The sequence below is a fragment of the Salmonella sp. 741265055_HSA genome (assembly GCF_046569525.1).
GTDB classification, from domain to species: domain Bacteria; phylum Pseudomonadota; class Gammaproteobacteria; order Enterobacterales; family Enterobacteriaceae; genus Salmonella; species Salmonella enterica.
Genome location: NZ_JBKFSQ010000001.1, coordinates 129,402 through 148,124, shown reverse-complemented (window position 1 = coordinate 148,124; position 18,723 = coordinate 129,402). Strand labels below are relative to the sequence as shown.

21 protein-coding genes and 2 tRNA genes are annotated in these 18,723 nt (G+C 52.0%); 15 read left to right on the top strand and 8 right to left on the bottom strand.

The features are described from left to right. Positions 1-40: 40 nt before the first annotated feature. Positions 41-481, bottom strand: coding sequence for a transcriptional regulator SlyA (gene slyA, locus ACLD4K_RS00760; protein ID WP_000764551.1), 441 nt, complete (start codon positions 479-481; stop codon positions 41-43). A gap of 194 nt (positions 482-675) precedes the next feature. On the opposite strand from slyA, the gene ACLD4K_RS00755 reads away from it, so the two are divergent. Genes ACLD4K_RS00755 through ACLD4K_RS00745 form a run of 3 tightly spaced genes read left to right on the top strand, consistent with a single transcriptional unit; the run spans position 676 to position 3,814 of the window. Continuing rightward, positions 676-912 carry a DUF1656 domain-containing protein gene (locus ACLD4K_RS00755; protein WP_000649755.1) on the top strand — a complete coding sequence of 79 codons (237 nt, stop codon included), beginning with the start codon at positions 676-678 and terminating at the stop codon, positions 910-912. Between the two features lie 2 nt (positions 913-914). Continuing rightward, on the top strand, positions 915-1,775 hold the full coding sequence (locus ACLD4K_RS00750) for an HlyD family secretion protein (RefSeq protein WP_024798049.1): 861 nt from the start codon (positions 915-917) through the stop codon (positions 1,773-1,775). Continuing rightward, positions 1,775-3,814, top strand: coding sequence for an FUSC family protein (locus ACLD4K_RS00745; RefSeq protein ID WP_411011219.1), 2,040 nt, complete (start codon positions 1,775-1,777; stop codon positions 3,812-3,814). Before ACLD4K_RS00750 ends, ACLD4K_RS00745 begins: the two co-directional genes overlap by 1 nt. Here ACLD4K_RS00745 and sodC2 read toward each other — a convergent pair. The 3 genes from sodC2 to ACLD4K_RS00730 all read right to left on the bottom strand — a co-directional run bounded on the left by sodC2 (position 3,790) and on the right by ACLD4K_RS00730 (position 5,577). Further along, positions 3,790-4,311, bottom strand: a complete 522-nt coding sequence (gene sodC2 / locus ACLD4K_RS00740; RefSeq protein ID WP_183073936.1) for a superoxide dismutase [Cu-Zn] SodC2 — start codon at positions 4,309-4,311, stop codon at positions 3,790-3,792. The genes ACLD4K_RS00745 and sodC2 overlap by 25 nt on opposite strands. 79 nt (positions 4,312-4,390) lie before the next feature. After that, entirely contained in the window at positions 4,391-5,287 is an 897-nt protein-coding gene (locus tag ACLD4K_RS00735) for an aldo/keto reductase family oxidoreductase (protein ID WP_000250721.1), read from the bottom strand. A 50-nt stretch (positions 5,288-5,337) separates the two neighbouring features. After that, a complete protein-coding gene (locus tag ACLD4K_RS00730; protein WP_001638075.1) occupies positions 5,338-5,577 on the bottom strand; it encodes a DUF1289 domain-containing protein in 240 nt (79 codons plus the stop codon). 102 nt (positions 5,578-5,679) lie between these two features. Here ACLD4K_RS00730 and ACLD4K_RS00725 point away from each other — a divergent pair, with 102 nt between their 5' ends. From ACLD4K_RS00725 to rnt, 4 genes are all read left to right on the top strand, one after another. Then, positions 5,680-6,279 (top strand): TetR/AcrR family transcriptional regulator, encoded by a 600-nt coding sequence (locus tag ACLD4K_RS00725; RefSeq protein ID WP_317187105.1) that lies wholly within the window; start codon positions 5,680-5,682, stop codon positions 6,277-6,279. A 58-nt stretch (positions 6,280-6,337) separates the two neighbouring features. Further along, complete coding sequence (locus ACLD4K_RS00720; RefSeq protein WP_411011218.1) at positions 6,338-7,435, top strand: alkene reductase; 1,098 nt, start codon at positions 6,338-6,340, stop codon at positions 7,433-7,435. A gap of 68 nt (positions 7,436-7,503) precedes the next feature. Then, on the top strand, positions 7,504-7,911 hold the full coding sequence (gloA, locus tag ACLD4K_RS00715; RefSeq protein WP_001237787.1) for a lactoylglutathione lyase: 408 nt from the start codon (positions 7,504-7,506) through the stop codon (positions 7,909-7,911). A 100-nt stretch (positions 7,912-8,011) separates the two neighbouring features. Further along, the gene (gene rnt, locus ACLD4K_RS00710; RefSeq protein WP_001282270.1) at positions 8,012-8,659 is read left to right on the top strand and encodes a ribonuclease T; all 648 of its coding nucleotides are present in this window, start codon (positions 8,012-8,014) and stop codon (positions 8,657-8,659) included. Positions 8,660-8,737: 78 nt separating this feature from the next. On the opposite strand, the gene grxD is transcribed toward rnt, so the two are convergent. After that, positions 8,738-9,085 (bottom strand): monothiol glutaredoxin 4, encoded by a 348-nt coding sequence (gene grxD, locus ACLD4K_RS00705; RefSeq protein ID WP_000108176.1) that lies wholly within the window; start codon positions 9,083-9,085, stop codon positions 8,738-8,740. 334 nt (positions 9,086-9,419) lie between these two features. Here grxD and ACLD4K_RS00700 point away from each other — a divergent pair, with 334 nt between their 5' ends. Together ACLD4K_RS00700 and sodB are read left to right on the top strand one after the other, a co-directional pair. Next, positions 9,420-10,244: a C40 family peptidase gene (locus tag ACLD4K_RS00700; RefSeq protein ID WP_220659768.1), complete on the top strand. Its 825-nt coding sequence runs from the start codon at positions 9,420-9,422 to the stop codon at positions 10,242-10,244. Positions 10,245-10,370: 126 nt separating this feature from the next. Further along, complete coding sequence (sodB, locus tag ACLD4K_RS00695) at positions 10,371-10,952, top strand: superoxide dismutase [Fe] (RefSeq protein ID WP_000007294.1); 582 nt, start codon at positions 10,371-10,373, stop codon at positions 10,950-10,952. An 81-nt stretch (positions 10,953-11,033) separates the two neighbouring features. Here the strand turns inward: sodB and ACLD4K_RS00690 are convergent, their stop codons facing one another. Further along, positions 11,034-11,123, bottom strand: coding sequence for a YnhF family membrane protein (locus ACLD4K_RS00690; RefSeq protein ID WP_000102277.1), 90 nt, complete (start codon positions 11,121-11,123; stop codon positions 11,034-11,036). 295 nt (positions 11,124-11,418) lie between these two features. Between ACLD4K_RS00690 and purR the strand changes: the two genes are divergently transcribed. Beyond that, a complete protein-coding gene (gene purR, locus ACLD4K_RS00685) occupies positions 11,419-12,444 on the top strand; it encodes an HTH-type transcriptional repressor PurR (RefSeq protein ID WP_000190992.1) in 1,026 nt (341 codons plus the stop codon). On the opposite strand, the gene punR is transcribed toward purR, so the two are convergent. Then, complete coding sequence (gene punR, locus ACLD4K_RS00680; RefSeq protein ID WP_000269523.1) at positions 12,441-13,373, bottom strand: DNA-binding transcriptional activator PunR; 933 nt, start codon at positions 13,371-13,373, stop codon at positions 12,441-12,443. The genes purR and punR overlap by 4 nt on opposite strands. 112 nt (positions 13,374-13,485) lie before the next feature. Between punR and punC the strand changes: the two genes are divergently transcribed. Together punC and cfa are read left to right on the top strand one after the other, a co-directional pair. Continuing rightward, positions 13,486-14,652: a purine nucleoside transporter PunC gene (gene punC / locus ACLD4K_RS00675; protein WP_183057958.1), complete on the top strand. Its 1,167-nt coding sequence runs from the start codon at positions 13,486-13,488 to the stop codon at positions 14,650-14,652. Between the two features lie 328 nt (positions 14,653-14,980). Next, positions 14,981-16,129: a cyclopropane fatty acyl phospholipid synthase gene (cfa, locus tag ACLD4K_RS00670; RefSeq protein ID WP_411011217.1), complete on the top strand. Its 1,149-nt coding sequence runs from the start codon at positions 14,981-14,983 to the stop codon at positions 16,127-16,129. Between the two features lie 41 nt (positions 16,130-16,170). Here cfa and ACLD4K_RS00665 read toward each other — a convergent pair whose 3' ends face one another. Continuing rightward, complete coding sequence (locus ACLD4K_RS00665; protein WP_411011216.1) at positions 16,171-16,812, bottom strand: riboflavin synthase subunit alpha; 642 nt, start codon at positions 16,810-16,812, stop codon at positions 16,171-16,173. 216 nt (positions 16,813-17,028) lie between these two features. Here ACLD4K_RS00665 and mdtK point away from each other — a divergent pair, with 216 nt between their 5' ends. The 3 genes from mdtK to ACLD4K_RS00650 all read left to right on the top strand — a co-directional run bounded on the left by mdtK (position 17,029) and on the right by ACLD4K_RS00650 (position 18,717). Next, positions 17,029-18,402 (top strand): multidrug efflux MATE transporter MdtK, encoded by a 1,374-nt coding sequence (mdtK, locus tag ACLD4K_RS00660; RefSeq protein WP_411011215.1) that lies wholly within the window; start codon positions 17,029-17,031, stop codon positions 18,400-18,402. A 151-nt stretch (positions 18,403-18,553) separates the two neighbouring features. Beyond that, positions 18,554-18,630, top strand: a tRNA-Val gene (locus ACLD4K_RS00655). A gap of 10 nt (positions 18,631-18,640) precedes the next feature. Next, positions 18,641-18,717, top strand: a tRNA-Val gene (locus tag ACLD4K_RS00650). Positions 18,718-18,723: the final 6 nt, after the last annotated feature.

The window sequence follows — 18,723 nt, the reverse complement described above, 5'->3', positions numbered from 1 at the left end:
TTTACGTGTGGTCACATGGCCACACGTATGCCCCTGCACCTCAATCGTGAGAGTGCAATTCCATAATGTTGTGTTCAAGTTTGGCGATAAGTTTAATCAGAAGCTCAATCTCCTCTGAAGAAATCCCAGCCAAAATTTCACCGCGCGTTTTATGAATGACCGCTTCCATCTCAGCGATCAGCGGCTCCGCTTTTTCGGTCAGTTTAATGCGCTTAGCGCGACGATCGCTGGCGCAGGTTTGCCGCGAAATTAGCCCCTTATCTTCAAGTTGATCCAACGTGCGTACCAGCGATGGCTGCTCAATGCCTATCGCTTTAGCCAATTGAATCTGCGACTGGTCAGGCGGCAATTGATGAATATTGTGCAACGTGACCCAATGTGTCTGCGTCAATTCCAGAGGCTTGAGGCGATGGTCAATCAGAGCACGCCAAATGCGCACCAACCGTGCCAGATCAGAACCTAGTGGCGATTCCAATTTCATCTCCTTATAATTAGCTTGCTAAGTTATTATGCTGATTTTAGAATAGTGTGCAGTATTTGTATTCTCAAAACAAATGTATTGCTAAATTTGCTTACCAATAGACATTTTTTCAGACATAGTGCGCACCTGGCACCTGTAGCTTCAGTTTTGGCTAAAACTAAAGCATCGATGTCTGACGCAAAGGAACATTGCTTGTGAAGTGTATACTCAACGCCACAGGATTGCCCTTACAAGATCTCATGTTGGGAGCATCTGTTTACTTTCCGCCATTCTTTAAAGCCTTTGCGCTTGGGTTCGTTATCTGGTTGTTTATTCACCGACTCCTGCGTGACCGGATATACTCTGATGAAATCTGGCATCCCCTGTTAATGGATCTCTCCCTCTTTACGCTTTGCGTATGTCTGGGCCTCGTTTTACTGATCGCGTGGTAAATATGTCGTTAAAAACAATAAAATATTTTTCTACTCTCATTGTCGCCGTTGTCGCCGTTCTGGCCGCGTGGTGGTTATGGAATTACTATATGCAGTCACCGTGGACGCGCGATGGTAAAATCCGCGCGGAACAGGTCAGCGTAACGCCGCAGGTTTCTGGCAGCATTATCCAACTCAATATCAAAGATAATCAGTTCGTCAACGCCGGGGACGTTCTCTTTGTCATTGATAAAACGCCCTTCCATATTGCAGAACTTAACGCGCAGGCGCAGTTGGCCAAAGCGCAGTCCGATCTGGCAAAAGCGAATAATGAAGCCGATCGACGTCGACATTTATCGCGTAACTACATCTCTGCTGAAGATCTGGATAGCGCCAATCTGAATGTTAAAGCGATGCAGGCCAGCGTAGATGTCGCACTGGCGACGTTAAAACAGGCGCAGTGGCAGCTTAGCCAGACGGAAGTAAAAGCGCCGGTATCCGGCTGGGTGACCAACCTTTCCACACGTACCGGTGATTATGCCAGTACCGGTAAGCCGCTTTTCGCCCTGGTAGATAGCCATTCATTTTATGTAATGGGATATTTCGAAGAAACCAAACTACGCCATATCCGCGAAGGTGAGCCTGCATTAATAACACTGTATAGTGGCAATATTAAGTTACAGGGTCACGTTGGCAGCATCGGGCGCGCTATTTACGACCAAAGCGTGGAAAGCGACTCCGGTTTAGTGCCCGATATCAAACCCAACGTACCGTGGGTACGTCTGGCACAACGCGTACCGGTACGTATCGAATTTGACGCTTTGCCGCAGGATATCACGCTCGTCTCCGGCACTACCTGCAGCGTAGCCATTGGACAGCGGTAATGAAACTCTCCCTGCCGGCACTGCGAAATACGCCCTGGTTTAAAGCGACCTCCGGCCAGTGGCGTTACGCGTTGCGCAATACCATTGCTATGTGTCTCGCGCTGACATTCGCTTATTATCTCAATCTGGATGAGCCCTACTGGGCGATGACTTCGGCCGCAGTGGTGAGCTTTCCGACCGTAGGCGGCGTAATCAGTAAAAGTCTGGGGCGTATTGCCGGGAGTTTACTCGGCGCGACCGCCGCGCTGATTATTGCCGGCCATACGCTGAATGAACCCTGGTTGTTCTTGTTTAGCATGGCCGCCTGGATCGGTTTTTGTACCTGGGCCTGCGCGCATTTTACCAATAACGCCGCTTATGCTTTCCAGTTGTCCGGCTACACGGCGGCGATCATCGCGTTCCCGATGGTTAATATTGTAGAAATCACGCAGTTGTGGGATATCGCCCAAACGCGCGTATGTGAAGTTATCGTCGGCATCCTCTGTGGCGGCATGATGATGATGATCCTGCCCAGCACATCGGATGGCACTGCCCTGCTCACCGCGTTGAAAAACATGCATGCGCGCTTGCTGGAACATGCCAGTCTACTGTGGCAGCCGGAGACTACCGACGCTATCCGCTCCGCGCATGAGGGCGTCATTGGGCAAATCCTGACCATGAACCTGCTGCGTATTCAGGCCTTCTGGAGTCACTACCGTTTTCGCCGCCAGAATGCATTGCTAAATGCATTGTTACACCAGCAATTACGGCTAACCAGCGTGATCTCCAGTCTGCGTAGAATGCTTTTAAACTGGCCGACGCCGCCGGAAAACAGCCGCGAAGTCATTGAACAACTCTTAGCTGCACTGGCGAAACCGCGCGCGGACAGCTACACCGTGGCGCGGATTATTGCGCCGCTACGCCCGCAGGATGAACAGGATTATCGTCACCTCGCGTTCTGGCAGCGATTACGCTATTTTTGCCAGCTATATCTGCGCAGCAGCCGTCAGTTATATCTGATCGAAAGCGGCGCGCCGGTGGATCAAATCCATATCCGCCGCACTCCCGGCCTTGCGCGGCATACGGATAACGCAGAGGCCATCTGGAGCGGCGTACGTACCTTTTGCACGCTCACGGTAATTGGTGCCTGGAGTATTGGCGCGCAATGGGAATCAGGGCCCGGCGCATTAACCCTGGCGGCGATCAGTTGCGTTCTCTACTCCATCGTCGCCACGCCGTTTAAGTCGCTCACCTTATTGATGCGTACTTTAGTGCTGCTGTCCTTATTCAGCTTCGTGGTGAAATTTGGCCTGATGGTGCAAATCACCGATCTGTGGCAATTCTTACTTTTCCTTTTTCCGCTGTTCGTCACGATGCAACTGCTTAAACTGCAGATGCCTAAGCTGGCGGGACTGTGGGGGCAGCTTATCGTTTTTATGGGCTCATTCATCGCCGTGACCAACCCGCCGGTGTACGACTTCGCCGACTTCCTTAACGATAATACCGCCAAGATCGTCGGCGTCGCGATTTCCTGGCTGGCGTTTGCGATTTTGCGCCCCGGTTCCGATGCCGTAAAAAGCCGCCGCCATATCCGCGCGCTACGCCGGGATTTCGTCGATCAGCTTAGCCGTCACCCTTCCCATAGCGAAAGCGAGTTTGAATCGCTGACCTATCATCACGTCAGTCAGCTCAGCAATAGCCAGGATGCGCTGGCGCGCCGGTGGTTATTACGTTGGGGAGTGGTACTGCTGAACTGCTCGCATGTGGTGTGGCAGCTGCGCGCCTGGGAGTCGCGTTCCGATCCGCTTTCCCGGGTGCGGGATATTTGTATATCCCTGCTGCGCGATGTGATGAGCGAGCGCGGCGTGCAGCAACGCCCGCTTGCCGTCACGCTACAGGAACTACAGCGTATCTGCGACACGCTCGCACATCATCATCAACCCGCCGCGCATGAGCTGGCGGCGATTATCTGGCGTTTACACTGTTCGCTGTCGCAGTTGGAACAGGCTCCAGCGCAGGGAACGCTGTCTCCGGGTTATTTGATGACGCCGCAGGCGTAACGCGTTCCGCCGCCGCCGAGCGGTTTCGGCTGATCGGACATGTTATCGCCGCCCACATGGATCATGAGCGCTTTATCTTTCACTTCATCAAGAGACTTCAGACGCGGCGCAGTAACCGGTTCGGTGGCGATACCATCATTATTAACGACTAACACCGGGAGATCGCCCAGATGCCCCTGGCCTTCCGGTCCTTCATGCTTGCCGGTATTTTGTGGGTCCAGATGACCACCAGCGGCTTCTGCGGCAACCGCTTTGCCGTCTTTAATCGCGGGCTGGCAGCTATCTTTGGCATGAATGTGAAAACCATGCTCGCCCGGCGGTAACGCTTTAAGGTGTGGGGTAAATTTTAAGCCGCCTTCGGTTTCATCGATGACGACGGTGCCGATAGACTGTCCTACGCCTTGCGCCGTCACCAGATTCATCTCTACTTTCTCGCTGGCGGCCTGCGCACCCGCACAGGCCAACAGCGTCACCATCGCTAAACTTAATCGCTTCATAAAACCTCCGTTACATGTGGTCGCCTGTTAAGTGTAAACCACTGGCGAAAACATGAACGGAAAGTCAACGAGTTGGCGATTACGGCACGTCATAACCCAGTGCCGCCTTGCGGATTCGGAACCACTGTTGACGCGACAATGACAGCGTTTCCGCTTCTAGTGCGGCGCGTACGCGTTCGATTTTACCCGAGCCAATAATCGGCAGCGGCTGCGATGGCAAACGTAAAATCCAGGCATAGACCACCTGTTCAATAGAACTGGCGTTGAGTTCTTGCGCGATAACGGAAAGTTCCTGGCGCAACGGCTGATAAGCCTCATCATTAAACAGCCGACCGCCGCCAAGACATGACCAGGCCATCGGACGAATACGCAGTTGCTGTAATTGATCTAATGTGCCGTCCAGCAACAAAGGCTGGTGAACCGGCGAGATCTCCACCTGGTTGGTCGCCAGGGTGAACGGCAGGCGCGATTGCAGCAACGTAAATTGCGCTGGCGTAAAATTAGAAACGCCAAAATGGCGCACTTTGCCGCTTTGGTGCAGATGTTGAAACGCCTCGGCGACGTCATCCGCATCCATTAACGGATCGGGACGGTGAATTAACAACATATCCAGATAATCTGTCGCCAGATTTTTTAATGACTGTTCGGCGCTCAGAATAATATGGCGGCGATCGGTAATATAATGACCGAGCCTATTTTCCGCTCTGGCGGTGGTCGCAATACCGCATTTGGTAACGATTTGCAGTTTTTCCCGCAAATGCGGCGCCAGCGTTAGCGCCTCGCCAAACGCCGCTTCGCACTGATATCCGCCATAAATGTCCGCATGATCAACGGTAGTGACGCCCAAATCCAGATGCTCTTCGATAAAACTCACTAACTGACGCGCGGACATATTCCAGTCCATCAAACGCCAGTAACCCATGACAAAACGCGAAAACTCCGGGCCTTGTGGAGCGATGGTGACACGCTGAACCATAACAGATTCCTCATAGAGAATAATGAGGTTGAGTATACGCAATTCCGCGTTTAAAAGAGTGAAGGTTGTTGAGGATCTTCCGATGGGAGAGGCTTATTTGCGCGTATTTTACGCAAGTAACGCTGGCGACAAAGCCGCAGTACATTTTGTTTCTCAGCATCGCTCATTTTTTGCCAGTTAAACCGTTCGTCGCGGCTGCGCATACAACCCCGACAAAAGCCACGCTCATCAGACTGGCAGATACCGCGACATGGGCTTGCTACAGGAAAAAACTCCAACTGCTCGGCCACATCCCCTCCTCAACGTTTGACGCTTATGACTATTGAAGACGCTAACTGACATTATGGCAACTCTGCTTGCAGTAGACCGACTGGTCTACTATACTGCCTGCTATGAATAAGCAAACCGAACACGATACCCGCGAACATCTGCTGGCCACCGGCGAGCAGCTTTGTATGCAACGGGGTTTTACCGGCATGGGGCTTAGCGAGTTGCTCAAAACCGCCCAGGTGCCTAAAGGGTCGTTTTATCACTACTTTCGCTCGAAAGAAGCCTTCGGCGTCGCCATGCTTGAGCGACATTACGCCTGCTATCATCAGCGTCTTACGGCGCACTTCACCTCCGCTCCCGGTAATCATCGCGATCGTCTTCTCGCCTGGTATCAGGAAACGTTAAAGCAGTTTTGCCAGCAAGGCGCCATCAGCGGTTGCCTGACGGTGAAACTGTCAGCGGAGGTCTGCGATCTGTCGGAGGATATGCGCTCTACGATGGATAAAGGGGCGCAGGAGATCATGGCACTGCTTGCACGCGCGCTGGAGGATGGCCGTAATAGCCACTGTTTACATTTCACCGGCCAGCCGTTGCCACAGGCGCAGGTACTTTATGCCCTGTGGCTGGGCGCCAATTTGCAGGCCAAAATATCCCGTAGCGCCGCGCCGCTGGAAAATGCGTTGGCGCATGTTAAGACCATTATTGCAACGCCTGAGCAGTAACAGGCGTTTTTATTTCCTTTATTACAAGACGACCGGTCTACTTATATCAGGAGCCACTATGTCATCAGCAAAACTGTTTACCCCCCTCAAGGTGGGTGCCATCACGGCAACAAATCGCGTATTTATGGCGCCTTTGACGCGTTTGCGGAGTATTGAACCGGGCGACATTCCTACGCCGTTAATGGCGGAATATTACCGTCAACGCGCCAGCGCCGGATTGATCATCAGCGAAGCCACACAAATCTCCGCACAGGCGAAAGGCTATGCCGGCGCACCGGGATTACACAGCGATGAGCAGATCGCCGCCTGGAAAAAAATCACTCAGGGAGTTCATGCTCAGGGCGGCCATATAGCGGTGCAACTGTGGCATACGGGCCGTATTTCACACGCCAGCCTGCAACCAGGCGGACAAGCGCCCGTCGCGCCATCCGCTATCAATGCGGGAACCCGCACCTCTTTGCGTGATGAAAACGGCCAGGCCATCCGCGTAGAGACTTCCACGCCGCGCGCGCTGGATACTCATGAGATCCCCGGGATCGTCAACGATTTCCGCCAGGCTATCGCCAATGCCCGAGAGGCAGGCTTCGATCTGGTCGAGCTGCACTCCGCGCACGGTTATCTGCTGCACCAGTTCCTCTCACCGTCTTCTAATCACCGTACCGATCAGTACGGCGGCAGCGTAGAGAATCGCGCCCGTCTGGTGCTGGAGGTGGTTGATGCTGGCATTAAAGAATGGGGCGCGGACCGTATCGGCATTCGCCTTTCTCCTGTCGGCACTTTCCAGAATGTCGATAACGGCCCGAATGAAGAAGCTGACGCCCTTTATCTGATTGATGCGTTAGGCAAACGCGGCATTGCTTATCTGCATATGTCTGAACCAGACTGGGCGGGCGGCGAACCGTACAGCGACGCGTTCCGTGAAAAAGTGCGCGCATATTTCCACGGTCCCATCATCGGCGCTGGCGCCTATACGCCAGAAAAAGCGGAAGATCTGATCGAAAAAGGGCTGATTGACGCCGTGGCGTTTGGTCGCGATTACATCGCTAACCCGGATCTGGTGGCGCGTCTGCAATGTAAAGCGAAACTCAATCCACAGCGTCCCGAAAGTTTTTATGGCGGCGGCGCGGAAGGCTACACGGACTACCCTACTCTGTAATTTCATTGATAGCGGCCTCACATCGCCGCTATACTTTGAATATCTTGACTATTTTAAGGACAACGAAAATGCGTTTATTGCATACTATGCTGCGCGTCGGCGATTTGCAGCGTTCCATCGCTTTTTACACTAACGTTCTGGGCATGAAATTGCTGCGTACCAGTGAGAATCCGGAATACAAATACTCGCTGGCCTTTGTGGGATATGGTCCGGAAACGGAAGAAGCGGTCATCGAACTCACCTATAACTGGGGCGTTGAGAGCTACGACATGGGCAATGCGTACGGGCATATCGCGCTGAGCGTTGACAATGCCGCTGAAGCCTGTGAACGTATTCGTCAGAACGGCGGCAACGTGACCCGTGAAGCGGGGCCGGTAAAAGGCGGTTCGACCATCATCGCCTTCGTTGAAGATCCGGATGGCTATAAAATCGAATTGATTGAAGCTAAAGACGCAGGCCGCGGTCTGGGTAACTGATCCCCTGCCGGGCGCAGGTCACTGTGCCCGTTGTTTTACTGCATCCCGGCGTAAAATTTGCCATAATACGCGCTGCATTTTTTCGTATTAAGAGACTCAGATGTCCGATAACGCTCAACTTTCCGGTCTGTGCGACCGTTTTCGTGGTTTTTATCCTGTCGTCATCGACGTTGAAACTGCAGGATTTAACGCTAAAACCGATGCGCTGCTCGAAATCGCCGCCATCACGCTGAAAATGGATGAACAAGGCTGGCTGATGCCGGACATGACGCTGCATTTCCATGTGGAACCGTTCGCTGGAGCCAACTTACAGCCGGAAGCGCTCGCGTTTAACGGTATCGATCCCTCTAACCCGCTACGCGGCGCGGTGAGTGAATATGAGGCCCTACACGCTATTTTCAAAATGGTGCGTAAAGGTATCAAAGAAAGTGGTTGTAGCCGCGCCATTATGGTCGCGCATAACGCCACTTTTGATCACAGTTTTATGATGGCCGCCGCAGAGCGCGCCTCGCTGAAACGTAACCCGTTTCATCCGTTCGTCACCTTTGATACTGCGGCATTGAGCGGACTGGCGCTGGGACAAACGGTGTTGTCAAAAGCGTGCCTGGCGGCAGGTATGGAGTTTGACGGCGAAAAGGCCCATTCCGCTTTGTATGATACCGAGCGGACAGCGGTGCTGTTTTGTGAAATCGTCAATCGCTGGAAGCGCCTGGGCGGCTGGCCATTACCTTTGCCGACGGACAAATAACGAGGCTAACAACGCCGCTCTTGCTCACGATGACGGTAAAAAAAGCGACCTTTACAGGTCGCTTTCCCCTTTCACAGATTACTCTGCGTCCGGCTCCTGAGTTTTATATTTTGCCGCAGTTTCTTTAATAAGCTGCTGCAACTCGCCACGCTGATACATTTCAATCACAATATCACACCCGCCGACCAGCTCGCCATCCACCCACAGTTGTGGAAATGTCGGCCAGTTGGCGTATTTCGGTAATTCAGCACGAATATCCGGGTTTTGCAGGATATCAACATAGGCAAAACGTTCCCCGCAGGCTGAAAGCGCCTGAACGGCCTGCGCAGAGAAACCACAGCTTGGCAATTTCGGTGAACCTTTCATATACAGGAGAATCGGGTTTTCAGCGATCTGGCGCTGAATTTTTTCGATAGTGGTGCTCATTGTCTCGCTTCCTTAAACTACTTTTACGACCGAAGCCTGTCATTGTAACGGGTCAGGCTGGCAACGGAAAATAACATTTTCATCATGCCTTATTATTTTACCGTCTGCGGGAATAAGTTGTATACAAAATATCTTTTAAGCGGGTTACCGCACAGTGATTTGTAGATAACGCGTTCGTGTTTAGCATTAATTGCTATTTTTTTTACATCTGTTAACGAAACACAGCTTCAGAAACCAAAAGCAATTACCAATCTGTGCTTTTGTAGATTAGAATTATCAGGTTTTGTAAATCATACGCAGGCATGATCGCCTGCCTTTAACAGAGGATTGCTCAGTGGCGCGGATAAACAAAATCTCGATCACGCTCTGTGCTTTACTTTTTACTACTCTCCCTTTTACGCCAATGGCCCATGCTTCCAGGCAAGCCAAAGCGACGCCTGCTGTTTCTCATGTCACGAAAACGGCAGATAAAAAGAAAAGCACAACGCCCAAAAAGATCAGTAAAACCAGCAAAAAAAACGTAAAAAAAACCTCAAAAACCAGCCGTTCTTCTTCCGCTTCTACGCCAAAACGTACCATCGCCTCCACAAAATCTCGTCATACGACGCATCGCCGGAACAGAACCGCGCCCACGACAATCGCCGCCCTCAACGTAACGGAAAAATGCACGACGCGTAAAGGCCGTAAGCCGCACTGCGTGAAGGGGAAAAGAACATTGCCGGTCTCTATTGCCGATGCGCATCGTGCAAAAGTACAAAAAGCGACGAAAACCGCGATGTCCAAACTCATGAATCAGATTGGTAAACCGTATCACTGGGGAGGCGCGTCGCCGCGCACCGGTTTTGATTGCAGCGGTCTGGTTTATTATGCCTATAAAGATTTAGTGAAGATCCGTATCCCCCGAACGGCGAATGAGATGTATCACCTGCGTGACGCGGCGCCCATTGAGCGTAGCGAGTTGAAAAACGGCGATCTGGTGTTCTTCCGTACGCAGGGGCGCGGCACCGCCGATCACGTTGGCGTCTATGTCGGCAACGGTAAGTTTATCCAGTCTCCGCGCAGCGGCCAGGAAATTAAGATCACCTCACTGAACGAAGAGTACTGGCAACGACATTATGTGGGCGCCCGCCGGGTGATGACACCTAAAACAATTCGCTAATATTTTATCCTGTCGTTTAACGACAGGATAACTTCTTCTTTTGCGCCACCTCTCAATTTGCTACCCTATCCTTACGCGCACCAGGGTTATTGTGCGTGCGCAATATTAATAATAAGGAGAGAAGCAATGTCGTTCGAATTACCTGCATTACCGTATGCCAAAGATGCTCTGGCGCCGCATATTTCTGCTGAGACGCTGGAATATCACTATGGCAAACATCATCAGACTTACGTGACCAATCTTAACAATTTGATCAAAGGCACGGCGTTTGAAGGCAAATCGCTGGAAGAGATCGTGCGCGCCTCCGAAGGCGGTATCTTTAATAACGCCGCTCAGGTGTGGAACCACACCTTCTACTGGAACTGCCTGGCGCCAAACGCTGGCGGCGAACCGACCGGGAAACTGGCTGATGCTATTGCGGCATCTTTTGGCAGCTTCGCGGAATTTAAAGCGCAGTTCACCGATGCCGCTATCAAAAACTTTGGTTCCGGATGGACATGGCTGGTAAAAAGCGCTGATGGCAAACTGGCTATCGTTTCTACCTCAAATGCCGGTACGCCGCTGACCACAGATGCGACGCCGTTGCTGACGGTTGATGTGTGGGAACACGCGTATTACATCGACTACCGCAACGCCCGTCCAAACTATCTGGAGCATTTCTGGGCGCTGGTTAACTGGGAATTTGTTGCGAAAAATCTCGCCGCATAAGTCTGAGTACGCAGAAGGTACGCCTTCTGCGTTTTAGAGAGGATAAAATAGAGGAGACGCCCACCCTCAGAAGAGAGGAAATCAGTGCAGAGCGGCCGTTAATCCACCTGCGACAATCACGCCCAGAACAATCAGCGTAGTAATCAACGAAAATTTCAGGTCGGTACTCATCAAGTTTTCTCCTTTTTATTCCCACACAAAAAGTGATATAGCGCATTTTTGCACATTCCCGCACAAAAATCTCTCATGTTTTATATTGATAACTGTTTTTAACGCTTCCCCTTTTCCTCAAGATCAGACAAAATTCCAGGCTTACTGAATTAGCGTAACGGCCATTGACCCCTTCCTGACGTTCCGTGTCGTTTTTCCGGCGTGCCGCAACCCTGATGTTGCGATTAGGGTGTGTGTAGGCAAACGTTTACCTGGCGTTTCTCAGGAGCTTAGCGAGGGTCTGGAGTGAAATGTAATGGCAACAATTAAAGATGTAGCGAAACGAGCAAACGTTTCCACTACAACTGTATCACACGTAATCAACAAAACGCGTTTTGTCGCTGAAGAAACGCGTAACGCGGTCTGGGCGGCAATTAAAGAGCTGCACTACTCTCCCAGCGCCGTCGCGCGTAGCCTGAAGGTTAACCATACCAAGTCGATAGGCTTACTGGCGACCAGCAGCGAAGCGGCCTATTTTGCCGAAATTATCGAGGCAGTTGAAAAAAACTGTTTCCAGAAAGGCTATACGCTGATTTTAGGCAACGCCTGGAATAACCTGGAAAAACAGCGCGCCTACCTGTCCATGATGGCGCAAAAGCGCGTGGATGGCCTGCTGGTGATGTGTTCTGAGTATCCAGAACCTCTGCTTTCCATGCTGGAAGAGTATCGCCATATTCCGATGGTGGTGATGGACTGGGGTGAGGCGAAGGCCGATTTTACCGACACGGTGATTGATAACGCCTTTGCAGGCGGCTATATGGCGGGTCGTTATCTGGTTGAGCGCGGCCACCGGGATATCGGCGTTATTCCCGGCCCGCTGGAGCGCAACACCGGCGCGGGCCGGCTGGCAGGCTTTATGAAAGCCATGGAGGAGGCGCTGATCAACGTGCCGGACAACTGGATTGTTCAGGGCGACTTCGAGCCGGAATCCGGTTACCACGCGATGCAGCAAATTTTATCGCAGTCACATCGCCCTACCGCCGTTTTCTGCGGCGGCGATATTATGGCGATGGGCGCGCTTTGCGCGGCTGACGAAATGGGGCTTCGCGTACCGCAGGACGTTTCGGTGATCGGTTATGACAATGTGCGTAACGCCCGTTTCTTTACCCCGGCGCTGACGACGATTCACCAGCCCAAAGACTCTTTAGGTGAAACCGCATTTAATATGCTATTGGATCGCATCGTCAATAAGCGTGAAGAGTCACAGTCTATTGAAGTTCATCCACGCCTGGTTGAGCGTCGCTCGGTCGCTGACGGCCCGTTCCGCGACTATCGGCGTTAATCCCCGCTGTCGGGAGCCTCTTCTGGCTCCCGCAGCCACTCCCGATTCAACGTTTCGCTATCGCCCAAATAGTCCAGCAGCCATGCCAGCGCGGGCGAGGCTTCGTTTTGCTGCCACGTCACGCAACAGGCCGCATCGGGAAACGGATTCTCTAACGTCAGCGCCACCCATTTTCCGCTGTCTATCCACTGGCGGGCAAAATGCGTCGGCACCATTCCCACGCATAGTCCTGCCGACAGGCAGGTTGCCGATGACTCCCAGTCCGGTACGACGACCCTTTTTTGGTTATCCAGCAGCCAGGTAATCCGTTTTGGTAAGGTTCGCGAAGTGTCTTCCCTGACCAGCGACGGCCAGTTGCGCAGGGTATCATCGCTTAACGGCCCAGGCATCGACGCCAGCGGGTGATCGCTTGCCACTACGCAGCTCCAGCTCAGGGTCCCCATATCCCGAAAAGCGTAACGCCCCCCTACCGGAATCGCCTGCGTCGCCCCAATCGCCAGTTCGACACGCCCGTCGGAGAGCGCGTCCCAGACGCCGTTAAACACCTCCTGAAAAACCAGCAGTTCCACATCGTCAAAATGGCGATAGAAATCGACGATCATCTGCCGGGTACGTTCTGGTCTGACGATATTGTCCACCGCAATAGCTAACTGCCCACGCCAGCCATTAGCAATTTGCTGACACTGCTGGCGAGTGATCTGCATTTTTTTGATAACAGAACGCCCTTCTTTTAAAAACCAGACGCCAGCAGGCGTCAGTTCAACATCACGGTGACGTCGTACAAAAAGCGGTACGGCCAGCCACTCCTCTAGCTGACGAACGGTATAACTGACTGCTGAAGGCACACGGTGCAGTTCCTGCGCCGCCGCGCTAAAACTGCCATTGCGCGCCACGGCGTCAACCACTTCAAGCGAGTATTCCGACCACATAATTTGCCTACAAAAATTTTGAATTCACTGGACAAATATTAACGTTTCACAACCGTAATTTCACTCCCTACACTCTGCGACAATGTCTGTCTGATAAGAAAGAGAAACAAATATGCAACCTGGAAAAGGTTTTTTAGTCTGGTTAGCCGGCCTTAGCGTGCTGGGATTTCTGGCTACGGACATGTACCTGCCCGCGTTTGCCGCCATACAGGCGGATTTACAAACGCCTGCCGCCGCTGTCAGCGCCAGCCTCAGCCTGTTTTTAGCTGGCTTTGCCGTCGCGCAACTCCTCTGGGGACCGCTATCGGATCGTTATGGCCGTAAACCGATTTTACTGCTGGGGTTATCTATCTTTGCACTCGGAAGTCTGGGGATGCTGTGGGTAGAAAGCGCGGCAGCACTGCTGACGCTGCGCTTCGTGCAGGCCGTCGGCGTTTGCGCGGCAACGGTAATCTGGCAAGCGCTGGTGACCGATTATTATCCTTCGCAAAAAATTAACCGTATCTTCGCCACGATCATGCCACTGGTGGGATTATCCCCGGCGCTTGCGCCCTTACTGGGAAGCTGGATACTGACGCATTTCTCATGGCAGGCGATTTTCGCCACCCTGTTCGTGATTACGTTGTTGCTGATGTTGCCGGCGCTGCGCTTAAAACCATCGGTAAAAGCGCGTACCGAGGGACAGGATAAACTCACTTTCGCGACGTTGTTACGCTCTAAAACCTATCGCGGTAATGTGCTGATTTATGCCGCCTGTTCCGCCAGCTTTTTTGCGTGGCTAACAGGGTCGCCGTTTATTCTCAGCGCGATGGGTTACAGCCCGGCAGTGATTGGCCTGAGCTATGTTCCGCAAACCATCGCTTTTCTGATTGGCGGATATGGTTGCCGCGCGGCGCTACAAAAATGGCAGGGCTACCAATTGCTTCCGTGGCTGTTAGGGCTGTATGCGCTGAGCGTTATCGCCACCTGGGGAGCGGGCCTTCTGAATAATGCCTCACTGGTGGAGATCCTGATTCCTTTCTGCGTAATGGCGATTGCTAATGGCGCCATCTACCCTATCGTCGTCGCGCAAGCGTTACGCCCTTTCCCTCAAGCCACGGGACGTGCTGCGGCGCTACAAAATACGCTGCAACTGGGGTTATGTTTCCTGGCAAGTCTGGTAGTTTCATGGCTCATCAGCACGCCGCTGCTGACCACTACCAGCGTAATGCTCTCTACCGTTGTTCTGGCGGCGTTAGGTTACAAAATGCAGTCTCATGCAGATTGCGCTGAGACCTGATTTCCCCATGCCAATGTCGCCCACGACAAGTCCCACTAAAGACTTGTTAACCGCCGGTAATTAGCACGCTAACAATTTTCGGTTGAATCATCAAAAATTGCGGCCTATACTGATTCACGGTTGTTTATATTACGATAATTATTAGGCATTAACGGGAACCGGAGCGTTCCCGATTCACCATGGATGGCCTTTTCGGCAAGGGTTTCTCCCTTCCTCTGTTCTACGTCGGATAACTGGCTCACGGAATTGCCCGTGGGATTTCTCACAAAGCCAAAAAAGCGTCTACGCTGTTTTAAGGTTCTGATCACCGTCCAGTGATGGAGAAGCTATGAGTTCATCGTGTATAGAAGAAGTCAGCGTACCGGATGATAACTGGTACCGAATCGCCAACGAATTGTTAAGTCGTGCGGATATTACAATTAATGGTTCCGCCCCGTCTGACATTCGTGTTAAGAATCCCGATTTTTTTAAACGCGTCCTCCAGGAAGGATCGTTGGGGTTAGGTGAGAGTTACATGGATGGCTGGTGGGAATGCGAGCGTCTGGATATTTTCTTCAGCAAAGTCTTACGTGCAGGTCTTGAAAATCAACTCCCCCACCATGTTAAAGATACGCTCCGTATCCTCGGCGCGCGTCTGATTAATCTACAAAGTAAAAAACGCGCCTGGATTGTCGGCAAGGAACATTACGATCTTGGTAATGACCTTTTTTCCCGTATGCTCGATCCCTATATGCAATATTCTTGCGCCTACTGGAAAGATGCCGATACGCTGGAAGCGGCACAGCAAGCCAAGCTGAAATTAATTTGCGAAAAGCTACAGCTACAACCGGGGATGCGTGTGCTGGATATCGGCTGCGGCTGGGGCGGCCTGTCGCAATATATGGCGACCCATTATGGCGTTAGCGTGGTGGGCGTAACGATCTCCGCTGAACAACAAAAAATGGCGCAGACGCGTTGCGACGGTCTGGATGTCTCCATTCTCCTGGAAGATTATCGCGACCTTAACGATCAGTTTGACCGAATCGTCTCCGTCGGCATGTTCGAACATGTCGGGCCAAAAAACTACAACACCTATTTTGAAGTTGTTGACAGGAATTTAAAACCGGATGGTCTTTTCCTGCTCCATACTATTGGTTCTAAAAAAACCGATCATAATGTCGATCCGTGGATCAATAAGTATATTTTCCCCAACGGTTGCTTGCCGTCTGTTCGTCAAATCGCCGAGGCCAGCGAATCACACTTTGTAATGGAAGACTGGCATAACTTTGGTGCCGACTATGACACGACTCTGATGGCGTGGCACGAGCGCTTTATCAATGCCTGGCCAGAGATTGCGGGCAATTATAACGAGCGCTTTAAACGTATGTTCAGCTATTATCTCAATGCCTGCGCGGGTGCGTTTCGCGCGCGTGATATCCAGCTTTGGCAGGTAGTATTCACGCGTGGCGTTGAAAACGGTCTGCGCGTTCCTCGCTAATCATCTCCCCCGCATTTCATGCGGGGGAATCTTATTTTCCGTTAGCTAATGTCGGCCTGATTTCTGACCGCATTTTCTCGTGCAGCCAGTACGCGTTCTACGGTATCGACAACCGCTTGCGTTTGCGGATCGATCTCGATATTCACACGCTCACCCAGTTTTTTTCTGCCAAGCGTAGTACGTTCCAGCGTTTCCGGAATAAGATGCACGCAGAAGCGCGTTGGCGTTACCTCGCCGACGGTCAAACTGATGCCGTCAACGCCGATAAAGCCTTTGTACAGGATATACTTCATCAGGGACGCATCCTGCACTTTAAACCACACCTGATGGTTATTTTCGGAGGTCAGGATTTTCGCGATCTCCGCCGTCGTAATAATATGCCCCGACATCAGATGACCACCGATTTCATCGCTGAATTTGGCGGCGCGCTCTACGTTGACCTCATCACCTACCCTCAACGTGCCCAGATTGGTGATGCGCAACGTTTCTTTCATCAGATCAAAACTTATCTGATTGCCGTTTATTTCAGTCACCGTCAAACAGCATCCGTTATGCGCTACCGACGCCCCCGTCTCCAGCCCCTCCAGCATGTAGTCCGGTAACGTCACCACATGGGTGCGAAAGTTGGGTTTTTCATCAATCGATACCAGTTTCGCGGTACCCTGTACGATCCCCGTAAACATATCTTCAACTCCTGAAATAAATAAAAGCAGAACTGTTCAGCACAATAGCAGGTGGAAAAACAGCTTGCCAGCAATGCGCCGTTAACAACTGTTTTTTCACTGGAGAAATAGTAATACCCCGCTACAATAGACTGAAATTTCCCCTGCTATTTCTTTTGGCTGCCACTACGGCGGCTTTTTAGTCTTTCATATAACAACAAAATAAAAGGTGAATACGTGCAGAAGTATACCAGTGAAGCGCGTCAGTTATTAGCGTTAGCGATACCGGTGATCCTTGCGCAAGTGGCACAGACCGCAATGGGATTCGTCGATACCGTCATGGCGGGAGGCTATAGCGCTACGGACATGGCTGCCGTCGCTATCGGCACCTCTATCTGGCTTCCCGCCATTTTGTTTGGTCACGGCTTACTGCTGGCCTTGACGCCGGTGATTGCGCAACTCAATGGCTCCGGCCGTCGCGAGCGTATCGCGCATCAGGTTCGACAAGGATTCTGGCTGGCGGGCTTTGTCTCCGTGCTGGTGATGATCGTCCTGTGGAATGCCGGATACATTATCCGCTCCATGCATAATATTGATCCGGCGCTGGCCGATAAAGCCGTGGGTTACCTTCGCGCGCTGCTGTGGGGCGCGCCAGGATACCTTTTCTTTCAGGTAGCGCGAAACCAGTGCGAAGGTCTGGCCAAAACCAAACCGGGTATGGTGATGGGATTTTTGGGCCTGCTGGTGAATATTCCGGTGAACTATATTTTTATCTATGGCCATTTTGGTATGCCGGAGCTCGGCGGTATCGGCTGCGGCATTGCGACTGCGGCGGTCTATTGGGTGATGTTTATCGCCATGCTTTCTTACATTAAACACGCGCGTTCAATGCGTGATATTCGTAATGAAACAGGCTTTGGCAAACCCGATAGCGTCGTCATGAAGCGCCTGATTCAACTGGGGTTGCCGATTGCGCTGGCGCTGTTCTTTGAAGTAACGTTGTTTGCGGTCGTCGCGCTGCTGGTTTCGCCATTAGGTATTGTGGATGTCGCGGGTCATCAGATTGCGCTTAACTTTAGCTCGCTGATGTTCGTACTGCCGATGTCGCTGGCTGCGGCGGTAACGATTCGAGTGGGATATCGTCTGGGCCAGGGCTCGACGCTGGATGCGCAAACCGCAGCGCGTACCGGTTTAGGCGTCGGCATTTGTATGGCTGTGGTTACCGCGATCTTTACCGTTACTCTGCGTAAGCATATTGCTTTGCTCTACAATGACAACCCTGAGGTCGTGGCGCTTGCTGCGCAATTAATGCTGCTCGCTGCGGTTTATCAGATTTCCGACTCTATACAGGTTATCGGCAGCGGTATTCTGCGCGGTTATAAAGATACGCGTTCCATCTTTTTTATCACCTTTACCGCCTACTGGGTGTTAGGCTTACCCAGCGGTTATATCCTGGCGTTAACGGATCTGGTGGTTGATCGTATGGGACCGGCGGGGTTCTGGATGGGGTTCATCATCGGCCTGACCTCGGCGGCGGTGTTAATGATGTTACGGATGCGCTATCTGCAACGTCAGCCGTCCGCCATCATTTTGCAACGCGCTGCGCGATAATACGACGATAGCCGTCGCATGGCGGCTATTTTCTCGACATGTTGCATATTTCCACCGCAATCAGGTGATTTCAGGAAGAAAATTGCGATTTCCCTCTTGCCTCATTGCGGTTGTGACGCTAATATTCGTCCCCGTTGTCACCTACAACGTTGCGTTCATAGCTCAGTTGGTTAGAGCACCACCTTGACATGGTGGGGGTCGTTGGTTCGAGTCCAATTGAACGCACCATCATTTTAATGCGTCTGTAGCTCAGTTGGTTAGAGCACCACCTTGACATGGTGGGGGTCGATGGTTCGAGTCCATTCAGACGCACCAATCTAT

What these genes read in the sequence shown, in the direction of transcription:
- slyA (WP_000764551.1), bottom strand. Translation starts at nt 481, where the DNA reads ATGAAATTGGAATCGCCACTAGGTTCTGATCTGGCACGGTTGGTGCGC.
- ACLD4K_RS00750 (WP_024798049.1), top strand. Translation starts at nt 915, where the DNA reads ATGTCGTTAAAAACAATAAAATATTTTTCTACTCTCATTGTCGCCGTT.
- ACLD4K_RS00745 (WP_411011219.1), top strand. Translation starts at nt 1,775, where the DNA reads ATGAAACTCTCCCTGCCGGCACTGCGAAATACGCCCTGGTTTAAAGCG.
- sodC2 (WP_183073936.1), bottom strand. Translation starts at nt 4,311, where the DNA reads ATGAAGCGATTAAGTTTAGCGATGGTGACGCTGTTGGCCTGTGCGGGT.
- ACLD4K_RS00735 (WP_000250721.1), bottom strand. Translation starts at nt 5,287, where the DNA reads ATGGTTCAGCGTGTCACCATCGCTCCACAAGGCCCGGAGTTTTCGCGT.
- ACLD4K_RS00725 (WP_317187105.1), top strand. Translation starts at nt 5,680, where the DNA reads ATGAATAAGCAAACCGAACACGATACCCGCGAACATCTGCTGGCCACC.
- ACLD4K_RS00720 (WP_411011218.1), top strand. Translation starts at nt 6,338, where the DNA reads ATGTCATCAGCAAAACTGTTTACCCCCCTCAAGGTGGGTGCCATCACG.
- gloA (WP_001237787.1), top strand. Translation starts at nt 7,504, where the DNA reads ATGCGTTTATTGCATACTATGCTGCGCGTCGGCGATTTGCAGCGTTCC.
- rnt (WP_001282270.1), top strand. Translation starts at nt 8,012, where the DNA reads ATGTCCGATAACGCTCAACTTTCCGGTCTGTGCGACCGTTTTCGTGGT.
- grxD (WP_000108176.1), bottom strand. Translation starts at nt 9,085, where the DNA reads ATGAGCACCACTATCGAAAAAATTCAGCGCCAGATCGCTGAAAACCCG.
- sodB (WP_000007294.1), top strand. Translation starts at nt 10,371, where the DNA reads ATGTCGTTCGAATTACCTGCATTACCGTATGCCAAAGATGCTCTGGCG.
- ACLD4K_RS00690 (WP_000102277.1), bottom strand. Translation starts at nt 11,123, where the DNA reads ATGAGTACCGACCTGAAATTTTCGTTGATTACTACGCTGATTGTTCTG.
- purR (WP_000190992.1), top strand. Translation starts at nt 11,419, where the DNA reads ATGGCAACAATTAAAGATGTAGCGAAACGAGCAAACGTTTCCACTACA.
- punR (WP_000269523.1), bottom strand. Translation starts at nt 13,373, where the DNA reads ATGTGGTCGGAATACTCGCTTGAAGTGGTTGACGCCGTGGCGCGCAAT.
- punC (WP_183057958.1), top strand. Translation starts at nt 13,486, where the DNA reads ATGCAACCTGGAAAAGGTTTTTTAGTCTGGTTAGCCGGCCTTAGCGTG.
- cfa (WP_411011217.1), top strand. Translation starts at nt 14,981, where the DNA reads ATGAGTTCATCGTGTATAGAAGAAGTCAGCGTACCGGATGATAACTGG.
- ACLD4K_RS00665 (WP_411011216.1), bottom strand. Translation starts at nt 16,812, where the DNA reads ATGTTTACGGGGATCGTACAGGGTACCGCGAAACTGGTATCGATTGAT.